Origin of the sequence: Coprococcus intestinihominis (genome assembly GCF_040096555.1) — a bacterium.
GTDB classification, from domain to species: domain Bacteria; phylum Bacillota; class Clostridia; order Lachnospirales; family Lachnospiraceae; genus Coprococcus_A; species Coprococcus_A intestinihominis.
Window position 1 is genome coordinate 1 of sequence record NZ_JBBMEK010000061.1, and the last position, 13,892, is coordinate 13,892.

12 protein-coding genes and 1 pseudogene are annotated in these 13,892 nt (G+C 43.8%); 11 read left to right on the forward strand and 2 right to left on the reverse strand.

Features of this window, described 5'->3' with window-relative positions; translation table 11 throughout:
• Positions 1-361 (forward strand): annotated as a pseudogene (locus tag WMO25_RS06645) (glutamine synthetase type III); the annotation flags it as partial.
• A gap of 288 nt (positions 362-649) precedes the next feature.
• Here WMO25_RS06645 and WMO25_RS06650 read toward each other — a convergent pair.
• Both WMO25_RS06650 and WMO25_RS06655 read right to left on the reverse strand, forming a co-directional pair.
• Positions 650-937, reverse strand: a complete 288-nt coding sequence (locus WMO25_RS06650) for an ATP-binding cassette domain-containing protein (RefSeq protein WP_349084682.1) — start codon at positions 935-937, stop codon at positions 650-652.
• 2 nt (positions 938-939) lie between these two features.
• Positions 940-1,278 (reverse strand): GntR family transcriptional regulator, encoded by a 339-nt coding sequence (locus tag WMO25_RS06655; protein ID WP_349084684.1) that lies wholly within the window; start codon positions 1,276-1,278, stop codon positions 940-942.
• 285 nt (positions 1,279-1,563) lie between these two features.
• Here WMO25_RS06655 and WMO25_RS06660 point away from each other — a divergent pair, with 285 nt between their 5' ends.
• From WMO25_RS06660 to WMO25_RS06705, 10 genes are all read left to right on the forward strand, one after another.
• On the forward strand, positions 1,564-2,001 hold the full coding sequence (locus tag WMO25_RS06660) for a GTP pyrophosphokinase (protein WP_349084685.1): 438 nt from the start codon (positions 1,564-1,566) through the stop codon (positions 1,999-2,001).
• Between the two features lie 93 nt (positions 2,002-2,094).
• Positions 2,095-4,743 (forward strand): DNA mismatch repair protein MutS, encoded by a 2,649-nt coding sequence (gene mutS / locus WMO25_RS06665; RefSeq protein ID WP_349084686.1) that lies wholly within the window; start codon positions 2,095-2,097, stop codon positions 4,741-4,743.
• Between the two features lie 71 nt (positions 4,744-4,814).
• Entirely contained in the window at positions 4,815-6,911 is a 2,097-nt protein-coding gene (gene mutL, locus WMO25_RS06670; RefSeq protein WP_349084687.1) for a DNA mismatch repair endonuclease MutL, read from the forward strand.
• Between the two features lie 16 nt (positions 6,912-6,927).
• A complete protein-coding gene (miaA, locus tag WMO25_RS06675) occupies positions 6,928-7,887 on the forward strand; it encodes a tRNA (adenosine(37)-N6)-dimethylallyltransferase MiaA (RefSeq protein ID WP_117526780.1) in 960 nt (319 codons plus the stop codon).
• A 67-nt stretch (positions 7,888-7,954) separates the two neighbouring features.
• Positions 7,955-9,262: a methionine gamma-lyase family protein gene (locus WMO25_RS06680; protein ID WP_349084689.1), complete on the forward strand. Its 1,308-nt coding sequence runs from the start codon at positions 7,955-7,957 to the stop codon at positions 9,260-9,262.
• Positions 9,263-9,373: 111 nt separating this feature from the next.
• Positions 9,374-10,078: a RadC family protein gene (gene radC / locus WMO25_RS06685; RefSeq protein WP_349084690.1), complete on the forward strand. Its 705-nt coding sequence runs from the start codon at positions 9,374-9,376 to the stop codon at positions 10,076-10,078.
• Between the two features lie 16 nt (positions 10,079-10,094).
• Positions 10,095-11,120: a rod shape-determining protein gene (locus WMO25_RS06690; protein ID WP_349084691.1), complete on the forward strand. Its 1,026-nt coding sequence runs from the start codon at positions 10,095-10,097 to the stop codon at positions 11,118-11,120.
• Between the two features lie 10 nt (positions 11,121-11,130).
• The gene (mreC, locus tag WMO25_RS06695; protein WP_349084692.1) at positions 11,131-12,081 is read left to right on the forward strand and encodes a rod shape-determining protein MreC; all 951 of its coding nucleotides are present in this window, start codon (positions 11,131-11,133) and stop codon (positions 12,079-12,081) included.
• Entirely contained in the window at positions 12,081-12,593 is a 513-nt protein-coding gene (gene mreD, locus WMO25_RS06700) for a rod shape-determining protein MreD (protein WP_015514118.1), read from the forward strand. Before mreC ends, mreD begins: the two co-directional genes overlap by 1 nt.
• A gap of 19 nt (positions 12,594-12,612) precedes the next feature.
• The coding region (locus WMO25_RS06705) for a penicillin-binding protein 2 (protein ID WP_494337435.1) at positions 12,613-13,892 on the forward strand (1,280 nt) is incomplete at its 3' end.

The following is a 13,892-nucleotide window of genomic DNA, read 5'->3' on the forward strand; positions in this document are numbered from 1 at the left end:
AAGAACCATGATCGATATGGTTAAGAAAGAAATTATTCCTGCTGTTATGGAATATACAACAACTGTTGCAAAATCTGTTGCAGCTGTTAAGGCTGTTGGCGCAGATGCTTCTGTACAGGAAAAGGTTCTGAAAGAGATTACAACAGAGCTGTCCAAACTGGATGCATCTGTTGTTAAACTGGAAGCAGCAACAGATGCTTCTGTTAAGATTGAAGATCCTAAGGCTCAGGCTATTGCATACAGAGACGATGTATTCGCTCAGTTTGCAGAAGTACGTGAACCGGCTGATAAACTGGAAACACTGGTTGATGAGAAAGCTTGGCCATTCCCAACATATGCAGAACTGCTGTTCAACGTCTAAAAAAGAGACGGAGCATTCTCGCTAAGTAGTTAGTAAAGTGCGGTTTTAGATTATCGATAAAAGGATTCCCTGTGATCTGTTCAGCACAGGCACACTCGCGTTGCCCAACACTGGCAGCGGTACATAAGACACTAAAGGACAGTGCCTAAGTACCGGCCGTGTTGGAAGCACCTGTGCTGAACAGATGCATAGGGAATCCTTTTTTGAAGTTTATAGACCGCTTATTATCAACATTGAAGCTCAAAAAAATGAACCGAATGAATATGATATATTGAATCGGGCAATTTTTTATGTAAGCCGAATGATTTCTTCATAAAAACAGCCGTCATCCAATACGACGCCGATGCGATTTTTAATCTGTTGTTCATTTTTATCCATATCAAGGCCAAAAAACTGAATATTGCCGGAATCCTTTTTCGCCAGATCAAGAATTGTGCGCAGGGTAGTAGTCTTTCCGGCACCGTTAATTCCGATAAAACCGGTGATGCAGCCCTCCGATAAAGAAAATGAGACGTCTGTCAGTGAAAAATTTTTATACGATTTGTTTAAATTCTTTACTCTCAAAATATCTTTCATTGTTAATCCTCCTCGTAAAGAATATCCATCATGGCATTCAGTTCTTCTTTAGTAATTTTCAGTGATTTCGCAGTTTGTATCATATCGAGCATTTTCTGCTCTACAAGACGCCGTTTGGAATCCCGCAATAATTCAAGATTGCCGGCAGATACAAAGGTGCCGATGCCGACCTGACTTGTAATAAACCCTTCCTGTTCCAGTTCCTCGTAAACCCGGCGAATGGTCAAAACGCTGACTTTCAGGTCATTGGCAAATGCACGGATAGAAGGAAGTGCATCACCCTCCACTAATTCTTCCTTTAAAATAGCGTCTTTAATCTGGTCTTTGATTTGCTGGTACAAAGGGCTGTCAGAAGTATTTGAAATAAGAATCTTCAAGTTTGTTCTTCATCCTTTCTACTAGTGTGCTGTTTGCATATATTCATTATAAACATTAAGCACATAAATGTTAATAGGAGTGTGGAAATTCAGTATTAGGTGTATTATAATGGGAGTATAAACTTTGCACAGGAATTGGGATGTGGAATGTGTTGAATGTGTTTATAGTCTGCGAAGCAGACTGGATGCCGCGCCAGGGGATGCAAGGGAGTCTTGAAAAATTTACAGATAGAGAAAGAAATTAAAAGTATGGGAATAAAATATACGTCATTGACAAAAAAAGCCATGATGATTTGCTTTGAGACACATAAAAATCAAAAGGATAAAAGCGGTATGCCTTATGTCTATCATCCTTTTCATCTGGCAGAACAGATGAAGACAGAGGATGAAATCTGCACAGCGCTGCTGCATGATGTGGCAGAGGATTCAGACTGTACAATAGAAGATTTGAAAAAGGAAGGCTTTTCAGCGGACACGATAGAAGCCTTGCGGCTGTTGACCCATGAAAAATCTGTACCCTATATGGATTACATTGCGGCACTTAAAGGAAATTCGATTGCCAGAAAGGTGAAGCTGGCAGATCTGGCACATAACAGCGATATCGGGAGACTGGCTATTGTGACGGATAAAGACCTGAAAAGGCTGGAAAAGTATCAGAAAGCGAGAAATTTGCTTTTAGAAGAGTGATAATCGGTGCTTGTGATTAAATTCGATATATGCTAAAATGTAGAATGCAAAAAAAGACGAATTGACCGATGAAGAAACTCGGAGGAGAAATATATGGCAGCATTGACACCGATGATGCAGCAATACATGGCGATCAAGGAGCAGTATAAAGACTGCATCCTTTTTTATCGTCTGGGCGATTTTTATGAAATGTTTTATGATGATGCCCTGACTGCATCCAGAGAACTTGAGATAACACTGACAGGCAAAAACTGCGGTCAGGAAGAGCGGGCACCAATGTGTGGTGTCCCTTATCATGCCGTGGATGTTTATTTGAACAAATTGGTTGCAAAGGGCTACAAGGTTGCAATCTGTGAGCAGGCGGAGGATCCGAAGCAGGCGAAAGGCATTGTGAAGCGTGAAGTGATCCGGATTGTCACACCGGGAACGAATCTGAGCCAGCAGGCCCTGGATGAGGGCCGCAATAACTATCTGATGTGTCTTGTATATGACGATAATCAGTTCGGATTGGCAATCACGGATATTTCAACCGGCGATTTTTATACAACGGAAGTGGCAACACTGAAGGAACTTTATGATGAAATCCATCGTTTTTCACCATCAGAAATTATCTGCAACGATTCTTTCTATATGAGTGGGGCCAGTCTGGATGATTTCAAAGACCGTCTGCATGTTTCTGTATCCACACTGGATACGTGGTATATGGATGAGGCGGTGAGTGTTCAGAAGATCAAAGAGCATTTTAAGGTGGCCAGCCTTGACGGTCTTGGCTTGACAGATTTTCCATCTGGGACATTGGCTGTGGGCGCATTGCTATTATATCTTTATGAGACACAGAAGAATACTCTTGACAATCTGACCAAGATTACACCGTACCGCTCAGGTGGATATATGATCATTGACAGTGCCACTAACAGGAATCTTGAATTGATTGAGACCTTGAGGGAAAAGCAAAAAAAGGGCTCATTGCTGTGGGTGCTGGATAAGACAAAGACGGCCATGGGTGCCCGTCTGATGCGAAACTGGATTGAGCAGCCACTGATTGAGAAGAAGAAGATTACCGCAAGGCAGGATGCGGTGGAAGAATTATATAATGATATGATTACCAGAGAGGAGATACGGGAATATCTGAATGCAGTATACGATCTGGAACGTCTGGTGACTCGCATCAGTTACAGAACGGCGAATCCCCGGGATCTGATTGCTTTTAAGACATCTCTCGGAATGATTCCTCCTGTCAAACAGCTGCTTTCTCAGGCAAAAAGCGCAGAATTGAAAGAAATTGATGAAAGAATGGATTGTCTGGAGGATATTTATGATCTGATTGAAAAATCTATTCAGGATGAGCCACCGATTATGATTCGTGAGGGTGGCATGATCAAAGAGGGTTATAATGAAGACGTGGATAAGTTCCGTCTCTCAAGAACAGAAGGCAAAACCTGGCTGGCGGAGCTGGAGGCTCGTGAGAAGGAGAAAACCGGCATCAAGAATCTGCGTGTGCGCTATAACAAAGTTTTCGGCTATTATCTGGAAGTTACCAATTCCTATAAGGAGCTGGTGCCGGAGGACTGGACTCGCAAACAGACACTGGCCAATGCAGAGCGTTATATTACGCCGGAATTAAAAGAGCTGGAAGATATGATCCTTGGTGCAGAGGATAAGCTTGCTGCCCTTGAGTATGATCTCTATTGTGAAGTCAGGGACAGTATCGGTGAGCAGGTCGTTCGTATTCAGGAGACAGCTAAGGCAATCGCGCATTTGGATGTATTGGCTTCTCTGGCCTGTGTGGCTCAGAGCAATGATTACGTGCGCCCGTCTATTAACACAAAGGGCGTTATTGATATTCAGGGCGGCCGCCATCCGGTAGTAGAGAAGATGAACAACAATCAGATGTTTATCGACAACGATACTTATTTGGACAACAAGAACCATCGTATATCTATTATTACCGGTCCGAATATGGCTGGTAAGTCTACCTATATGCGCCAGTCGGCGCTGATCGTGCTCATGGCTCAGATCGGAAGCTTTGTACCGGCAAAATCAGCCAATATCGGCATTGTGGATAGAATTTTCACCCGTGTCGGTGCATCAGATGATCTGGCCAGTGGACAGAGTACTTTTATGGTGGAGATGACGGAAGTTGCCAATATTCTTCGCAATGCCACCAGCCGAAGTCTGCTGATCCTGGATGAAATCGGAAGAGGTACCAGTACATTTGATGGTTTAAGTATTGCCTGGGCGGTAGTAGAACATATCAGCAATCCAAAGCTTCTGGGGGCAAAGACATTGTTTGCTACCCATTATCATGAACTGACAGAACTGGAAGGAAAGCTTGACAGCGTGAACAATTACTGTATTGCCGTCAGAGAGCAGGGGGATGATATCATTTTCCTGAGAAAGATTATCCGCGGCGGTGCAGATAAGAGTTATGGTATTCAGGTAGCCCGTCTGGCAGGGGTACCTGATTCTGTCATTGACAGAGCAAAAGAGATTTCCAGCTGGCTGGAAGAAACAGATGTTACTGACAAGGCGAAAAATCTGCAGGTGAGAACTTCTGCTAAGAAAAAAGAAGTGGTCAGAGAGGCAGTCCCTGCTGAAAAACAGATGAGCCTTTTTGATATTTACCCGGCAGACCACCCGGTTCTGAAGGAACTGGCAGGACTGGATGTGTCCAACATGACACCGATTCAGGCACTGAATACATTATATGAACTTCAGAAAAGGTTAAAAGAGACAAATTAGCCATCAAATGGTCACAAAATACTGATATACTATTCATTTGGGATAAAATAAACAGGAGAGGGGGCAGCAGGATGAAGTCTATTCATTTACTGGACAGTGATACTATCAACAAGATTGCAGCCGGAGAGGTTGTGGAGAGACCGTCCTCGGTGATTAAAGAACTTGTGGAGAATGCTATTGATGCGAAAGCATCGGCAATTACGATTGAGATTAAAGAGGGCGGCATTGCCATGATGCGTGTGACGGATAATGGCGGCGGTATTGACAGAGATGATATCAAGACGGCGTTTGTCAGACATGCCACAAGTAAGATCGAAACGGCTATGGATCTGATGACAGTGGGATCACTGGGGTTCAGAGGAGAGGCTTTGTCAAGTATTGCCTCCGTTTCTCAGATTGAGCTGATCACAAAGGTACACCGGGAATTATTGGGGGTTCGTTACTGTATTGACGGTGGTGAAGAAAAGAGCTGTGATGATATCGGATGCCCGGACGGCACCACGATCATTGTGAGAAATCTGTTCTATAATACACCGGCCAGGAGAAAGTTTTTAAAGACGGCAGCCACGGAGGCGGCCTATATTAATGATCTGGCAGGACGACTGGCATTGTCCCATCCAGATGTATCCTTTAAGTTTATTAACAATAATCAGAATCGGCTTCATACCTCCGGCAACGGCAATTTGAGAGATATCATTTATCAGATTTACGGACGGGATGTGACAGGACAGCTACTGGAAGTGGATGTTCAGGGTAAACTCTGTCATGTGACAGGATTTATCGGCAAGCCGATTTTATCCAGGGGTAATCGTTCCTGGGAGAATTATTTTATTAACGGCCGTTATATCAAGAGCAATATTATTACAAAGGCGATAGAGGATGCTTATAAGACATTTGTCATGATTCACAAATATCCTTTTACGGTCTTTCATATTGAAGTTGATCCGGCACTGATCGATGTCAATGTGCATCCGAGAAAAATGGAATTGCGGTTTAATCAGAATGAGGCTGTATATCAGGAAATTTATGATATTATCCGTGCAGTGCTGGAACACCGGGAGCTGATACCGGCCATTTCTCTGGAAGACCAGAAAAAGGCGAACGGGAAAGAAAAAGAAAAGGAATCTGGTCCGGAACCTTTTGAGCTGCAGCGATTGGCTGCTATGGGTGCCGGACAGAAGAAACCGGAGCAGTCATCATCGGCATATTCAAAGTCGGGACATTCTGTACCAACAGGTTTTTCAGCTAAATCATCGGTGGCAGCAGGCAGTGGCTATTCGGCGGCATCTTATCCGAATCAGGGTGCTGACAGCAAACCATATACTGCACCGACAGGACAATCAGGAAGTGCATTTGTGCGGGAAACACCGACGGCATATCATCATAAAGAGATGATGACACAAAGTACTTCGAAATTGCAGGATGAAAATAATAGGGCAGTGATGTCTGAAACTACGGAAGAACAGAAGAAAACAGAAGTGACGCTGTCTGAAGCAGCAGAGAAAGCACCGAAGCCGCATATGCCGATTGTTGGAGAACAGATGCAGCTTTTTGGTGAGGATGAAAGGCTTCTGGATGAGAAAGCAAGAGCACGGCATCGTTTGATCGGACAGGTTTTTGATACCTACTGGATGGTAGAATATGATGGCAAGCTTTTTATTATTGATCAGCATGCGGCCCATGAGAAGGTACTATATGAGAAGTTGATGAAAGCTTTTTCACAGAAAGCACTTCAAAAGCAGATGTTGTCACCGCCGGTTATACTGACATTGTCTATGCAGGAAGAGAATATTTATAAGCAGTATGCAGATTATTTTGCGGAACTTGGATTTGAAATAGAATTATTTGGCGGCAGAGAGTATGCAGTGCGCGGTGTGCCACTGCAGCTCTTTGGTATGAATGCCAGAGATATTTTTATTGAAGTTTTAGACAGTGTGACGGAGGAGAGCCGCAGATTGGATGGAAGTGCTATTACGGATCATATTGCAACGATGGCCTGCAAGGCGGCGGTTAAAGGTAATAATAAGCTGTCTTTCAAAGAGGCGGATACCCTGATCGAACAACTTTTGCAGGCAAAGAACCCGTATACATGTCCCCATGGCCGGCCGACGATTATTTCACTTTCAAAGTACGAACTGGAGAAGAAATTTAAACGAATTCAATCATAGAATGGGAGAATGAAACATGAAACAGCCACTCATTGTACTGACCGGACCGACAGCTTCCGGGAAGACAGCACTTTCCATTGGACTTGCCAAAGCAATTGGCGGTGAGATTATTTCTGCGGATTCTATGCAGGTTTACCGGCAGATGGATATCGGCACAGCCAAGATCCGTCCGGAGGAGATGGAGGGAATACCCCATTACCTTGTGGATGTGCTGGAACCAGATGCATCTTTTAATGTTGTTATTTTTCAGCAGATGGCCAGGGAGGCCATGGCCAGGATCAGAGCCAATGGCCATGTTCCGATAATTGTCGGCGGCACAGGCTTTTATATTCAGGCGATTCTGAATGATATTGATTTCAAAGAGAATGAAGATGACGGTTATCGCACGCAGTTGGAAGAGATGGCAGCTAAGGAGGACGGTCCGGAAAAACTTTATGAGATGCTGAAGAAAGTGGATCCGGAATCAGCAGAGAAGATTCATGGTCATAATACAAAGAGAGTCATTCGGGCGCTGGAGTATTTCCACCAGACAGGTCAGAAGATTTCCGAACATAATGAGCAGGAAGCGCAGAAAGAATCACCCTATAACTTTGCCTATTTTGTTTTGAACCGGCCAAGGGAGATCCTGTATGATCGGATTGACAAGAGAGTGGATCAAATGATGGAGGAAGGCCTTGTCGAAGAAGTTCGGAGCTTAAAAGAACATGGATACGATAGAAGTCTTGTCTCTATGCAGGGATTGGGATATAAGGAGATATTAGCTTATCTTGATGGGGAGATAACCCTTGAGGAAGCCGTTTATATATTAAAACGGGATACGAGACATTTTGCCAAAAGGCAGCTGACCTGGTTTAAGAGAGAACGGGAAGTGCTGTGGATAGATCAGTCACAATATGACGGGAAAGAGGCTATACTGACAGATATGATACATATCCTTCGCCAAAAAGGCATAATAGACGGATCTTGTATCATATAATAGGAAAGACAGCATCAGGATCTGTAAACAGGTTCCGAAGATGCGTTATTATATTAAGGAGAAAACAATGACAAACGATAAGATAGAATATGAATTAAAAGGACTGTATGAACATCTGCATCTGGATGAAGATGTGTATGATTATTGCAGTAAGATTGAGAAATCATTAAAAGAACGTTTTGAGGCAATTGATCAGGTTGCTGAATACAATCAGCTGAAGGCTATTCATGCTATGCAGAAGAACAGAGTCAGTGAAAGACATTTTGCAGGCACAACAGGTTATGGGTATGATGATGACGGACGAGATACCCTTGAGAAAGTATATGCAGATATTTTTCATACAGAGGATGCCCTTGTGCGCCCGCACATTACCTGTGGTACCCATGCATTAACGGTTGCTTTATCCGGCAATCTCAGACCGGGGGATGAACTTTTATCACCTGTGGGCAAACCATATGATACGCTGGAAGGCGTCATTGGTATCCGCCCGGAAGTGGGTTCTCTGGCAGAATACGGAGTGACTTACCGTCAGGTAGAACTTCTGGAGGATGGTTCTTTTGATTATCCGGCCATTGAAAAAGCCATCAATGAGAAAACAAAACTGGTAACGATCCAGCGATCAAAAGGGTATCTGCCGCGTCCGACGTTCTCTGTACAGCAGATTGGTGAACTGATCAGCTTTGTTAAGAAGATCAAACCGGATGTGATCTGTATGGTTGATAATTGTTACGGAGAATTTGTAGAGACGATTGAACCATCGGATGTGGGGGCGGATATGTGTGTCGGCTCTCTGATCAAAAATCCAGGCGGTGGCCTTGCGCCAAGTGGCGGCTATATTGTCGGACGCAAAGATTGTGTGGAAAGAGCTGCGTACAGATTGACAGCACCGGGGCTTGGAAAAGAGTTAGGTGCGAATCTGGGCGTGAACCGGGCACTGTATCAGGGACTTTTCCTGGCACCTCAGGTAACGGCTTCAGCTTTGAAATCCGCTATTTTTGCAGCGAATATTTACGAAAGTCTCGGATTTAAAGTGGTTCCAAACAGCACAGAATCCAGACATGATATTATTCAGGCTGTTGTACCGGGAACGGCAGAAGGCGTGATCGCGTTCTGTAAAGGCATTCAGGCTGCTGCACCGGTGGATAGCTATGTGACACCGGAGCCATGGGCCATGCCGGGGTATGACTGCGATGTTATTATGGCGGCCGGGGCCTTTATCTCAGGCTCATCCATCGAGCTGAGTGCGGATGGACCTATCAAGCCACCGTATGCGGTTTATTTCCAGGGCGGTCTGACATGGCACCATGGTAAATTCGGTATTATGATGTCACTTCAGAAAATGAAAGAGGCTGGATTAGTGCATCTGCCTTTGTAAGATTTTTGTCAGAAAGGATTTACAGTAAACTGTGTATACATGAGAATCCTTTTGTGATAAAATGAAATGAACTGTGAAGCTCCGATTGCCTGAATTGAAAGGAGCAGCAGTATGAAGAAAATCAAAAAACATCTGACAATGAAGGAGTTACCGGTTACGGAAAGGCCTTATGAAAAGTGTGAGAAAAACGGAGCAGGGACGCTTTCCGATGCGGAGCTTCTTGCTATTATACTCAAGACAGGAACCAGAGGGGACAAGGTGATGGATCTGGCTGTACAACTACTGAATTTGAATCCATCCTGTCCGGGCCTTGAGGGGATCATGGGGATTGAACTTGCAGATTTTCAGAAGATACGCGGCATTGGACGGGTCAAAGCCGTTCAGTTGGCCGCTGTTTGCGAGTTGTCCAGAAGGATGAGCCGCATTCAGTTCAGTGAGAGTTATGCTTTCACAACACCGCAGTCAATTGCGGATTATTATATGGCTTATATGTGCCGCCTGGGACATGAGGAAGTGCATGTGATGATGCTGGATACCAAACAGCATATGATCAGTGAGTGCCTTCTTACCAAGGGCACGGTCAATGCTTCTTTAATTGCTCCGAGAGAGATATTTATACAGGCATTGAAAGCCGGTGCAGTCAGCATTGTACTGGTACATAATCACCCCAGCGGTGATGATACACCCAGCAGAGAAGATCTGGCTGCAACAGAAAAGGTGAGATCAGCGGGCGAATTGATAGGTATCCGGCTGATTGATCATATTATTATCGGCAGCGGACATTTTACAAGTCTGTGCGGAAGCTGGAACCATTAGGAAAGGGGAAACACCATTGGCGGGAAGAAAATACGGTCTCGACCTTGGAACAATGAATATCAGGATTTTTCAGGGCGGACATGGACTTGTCGTATATGAAAAGAATATGATTGCCATACAGCGAAAGAAAGAAGTAGCGGCAATTGGGAATGATGCATTTGAAATGTATGAGCGGACGCCGGCATCCATTGTGATCTCGAATCCGGTCAGAGACGGTGTGATCGCAGATATTAACAATATGAACAAAGTGGCAGAGACACTTTTGAAAAAGTGCGGATGTACAACGGGCTTCATGAGAAATAACAGCTTTTATCTTGCGGTACCGTCAGATGTGACGGAGGTGGAGAAACGGGCCTATTTCGATCTTATTGCGCACTCCGCTTATAATACGCATAATATTTTTGTTGTAGAAAAACCATTGGCGGCAGCTCTTGGGGAGAATGTAGATGTCAAGAGCAAAAAGGGCATGATGATTGTGGATATGGGTGCCGGTACAACAGAGATCACGGTCATCACCATGGGCGGCATTGTGGTCAGCAAGCTGCTGAAAGTGGGCGGCAACACCATTAACGCATCCATTTGTCAGCTTGTGAAGGAGCGGCATCATCTGGTGATCGGGGATAAGACCGCCGAGTATCTGAAACTGGAATTGGGACATGCAATTCCAGGACAGGGACGCAGCAAAACCGTATTTGGAAGAGATGTGATTACAGGACTTCCGTCTAAAGCAGAAGTTTCAGATCATCTTGTTTTTGATTCCATGAAGAACTATCTGTTTCAGGTTGTGCGGACAATCCGCAACATTATGGAGACAATTCCACCGGAATTGTCCGGAGATATCATTGAGAACGGCATTTATTTTACAGGCGGAACGACATTAATTCCTGAATTGGACAGACTGTTTAATGCATCCCTCCGTGTGAAGGTTGTTTTTGCACCGAAGCCCCTTGAAAGTACTGTCAGAGGGCTTGGGGTGATCATGGATCATGCATCCGATTATAAGGATCTGACATTCTCATTGAGAGATGCAGCTTTTGAATAGAGGAATGAATATGAAGAACAACAAAAAAAATAAAATAAACCCGAAGTATGTACTTGCGGCCTTAAGTCTTTTGTGTATTGCCGGTATTGGTTTAAGCCTGTTTCGTGGTTTCTCGATACCTGCAGCCGGTACGATCGTCAATTCGCTGATGGCGCCTATGCAGGAGGGCATCAATAGCTTTGGTAATTTTACAGCAGGTATTGTCCAGAGAAAACATAAGACGACGCAGCTCCAGAATGAAAATGAGGAGCTGAATAATGAAGTAGATAAGCTTCAGGCAAAGCTGACAGCTATGGAGAATAATCTGTCCGATTATGAGGATCTGCTGGATCTTCTGGCGCTGTCTGAGAAGTATCCCTCTTATGATATGACAGGTGCAAGGATCATTGGTAAAGATGCAGGCAACTGGTATGATACTTTCACGATCAATAAGGGAAGCATTGACGGTATTAAGAAAGATATGAATGTTGTCGCAGGCAATGGCCTTGTGGGAATTGTTACACAGGTCAATGCCAATTCGGCAGTTGTCAGAAGTATCATTGACGATGCCAGCAATGTCAGCGGTATGATCAGCAAGAACCGGGATATCTGTATCGTCAATGGTGATCTGACATTGATGGACAGCGGATTGCTGGATGTCGAATTGATCACAAAGGGTTCAACGGTTGTCAAGGGTGATGAGGTGGTCACTTCCTATATCAGTGATAAATATCTCCCGGGACTTCTGATCGGTTACATCAGTGATGTGACAGAGAATGATACAGAGCTGACGCTCAGTGCCAAACTGACACCGACGGTGGATTTCCAGCATTTGTCCAATGTCCTTGTTATTAAACAGCTGAAAGAGGATATGAAAGAAACAGGAAGTGCATCAGAAACCGTTGCATCGGATACGCAGAGTACATCCGAGACACAAAGTGATACGGCGGATTCGACGGACAGCAGCGAGGAGGGTGAATAATGAAAAAGATATTGGCCTATGGCGGTCTGATTCTTCTTTTTCTTTTATTGCAGTGTTCATTTTTTGTACATCTTAGTCTGGCAGATGTTGTGCCGAATCTTCTGATTATATTGACAGCATCGATTGCCATTATCAATGGCAGTCTTGAGGGATGTCTTGTTGGATTTTGCTGCGGATTGTTGCTTGATTTGATGTTTGGACCGTATATCGGCATGTACGCCTTTGGTTATATGCTGTGCGGCTATTTGACAGGTATTGGTAATCGCCTTTTTTACAAAGAGGATTTGACATTTCCCGTACTGATGATTGCAGCAGCAGATCTGTTTTATGGATTTTATATGTATGTTTTCGGTTTTATGATCAGAGGCAGATTGAATGTATTGTTTTATTTGCGGAGAATTATCCTGCCGGAAGCTGTTTATACAGTGATTATCGCTGTTTTCCTTTATCGAATTATATTACTGATAACAGAGCACTTAGAGAAAAAAGGAAGTGAGAATCTCATTGTTTAAAAATCTGCTGGAAGATATATTGAGTTTTATTAAAACACGAACATTTATCCTGGGCGTTGTTTATACGATACTGTTGGCTGTTCTTATTCACCGTCTGTTTCAGCTTCAGATCATCAATGGCGAAGATTATCTGAATACGTTTACTTATCGTATTCAGAAGGACACAGAAATAGAGAGCCCGAGAGGCACCATTTATGATTGCAACGGGGTGCCGCTGGCGTACAACAAGTTGTCGAATGCTATCACGATAGAGGACAGCACATTGCTGACAGATAATCAGACGAGAAATACGATGATTGCCAAGCTGATCGGTTTTATTGAATCAACAGGCAACACATTGAATTATGATATTCCACTTGAAATGGACGCTTCAGGAACGTTGAGTTTTAATGCAGGTGAGAATACCGTTCTGAGATTCAAAAAGGACGTTTATAGTTCAGAGAAACTGACGGATGAACAGACGAATGCGACCGCTGAGGATGTTTATGCGTATATGAGAGGAAAGAAACTGTTCAATCTGGACGAATCCTATTCAAAGGAAGAGGCATTGAAGATTCTTTCTGTCCGCTTTGATCTCTGGATGAAACGTTATGAGAAATATCTGTCTATCACAGTGGCTAATGATGTCAATGATCAGCTGGTGGCTGCAGTCAAAGAAAATGCTGAGGATCTGCCGGGTGTATCGGTGGAACAGAGTTATACACGTGTTTATGAGGACAGCAAATATTTTTCTAACATTACAGGGTATATCGGATCGATTTCCGAAGATGAACTGGCTCAGTATAAAGAGGAGGGAAATGACAGCTATTCGCTTAATGATCAGATTGGCAAGACCGGTGTGGAATCCTATTTTGAATCCAAGCTGAAGGGGACGAAAGGTTCTCAGAAATTGTATGTCAACAGTCTGGGAAGTGTTCTGGAAGTAGCAAAAAAGGAAGATCCTATTCCGGGTGAGGACGTTTACCTGTCCATCGATGCAGATCTTCAGAAAAAAGCCTATGATATGTTGGAGGAGCGAATTGCGGGTATCCTGCTGACTTATATGTCAGATACCACGACAAATACAGGCAGTGATATTATGATTCCAATCAAAGAATATTACTATGCGTTGATTGATAATAATGTCATCAGTTTGTCTCATTTAAGTGCAGATGATGCAGATGACAGAGAGAAGAGTTTCTGGAAGGACTATAAAAACTACGAGTCATCCATTGCCTCTTCCCTGGGCAGCAAAATGGACACGGCACTTGGAGAATTGGATGATGAGTATAAGGATTATCTTTTAATGACCTATTCCAT

Bases quoted from the DNA above. Each gene is read 5' to 3' on its own strand.
- WMO25_RS06650 (WP_349084682.1), bottom strand. From the start codon at position 937: ATGAAAGATATTTTGAGAGTAAAGAATTTAAACAAATCGTATAAAAAT.
- WMO25_RS06660 (WP_349084685.1), top strand. From the start codon at position 1,564: ATGGGAATAAAATATACGTCATTGACAAAAAAAGCCATGATGATTTGC.
- mutS (WP_349084686.1), top strand. From the start codon at position 2,095: ATGGCAGCATTGACACCGATGATGCAGCAATACATGGCGATCAAGGAG.
- mutL (WP_349084687.1), top strand. From the start codon at position 4,815: ATGAAGTCTATTCATTTACTGGACAGTGATACTATCAACAAGATTGCA.
- miaA (WP_117526780.1), top strand. From the start codon at position 6,928: ATGAAACAGCCACTCATTGTACTGACCGGACCGACAGCTTCCGGGAAG.
- WMO25_RS06680 (WP_349084689.1), top strand. From the start codon at position 7,955: ATGACAAACGATAAGATAGAATATGAATTAAAAGGACTGTATGAACAT.
- radC (WP_349084690.1), top strand. From the start codon at position 9,374: ATGAAGAAAATCAAAAAACATCTGACAATGAAGGAGTTACCGGTTACG.
- mreC (WP_349084692.1), top strand. From the start codon at position 11,131: ATGAAGAACAACAAAAAAAATAAAATAAACCCGAAGTATGTACTTGCG.
- mreD (WP_015514118.1), top strand. From the start codon at position 12,081: ATGAAAAAGATATTGGCCTATGGCGGTCTGATTCTTCTTTTTCTTTTA.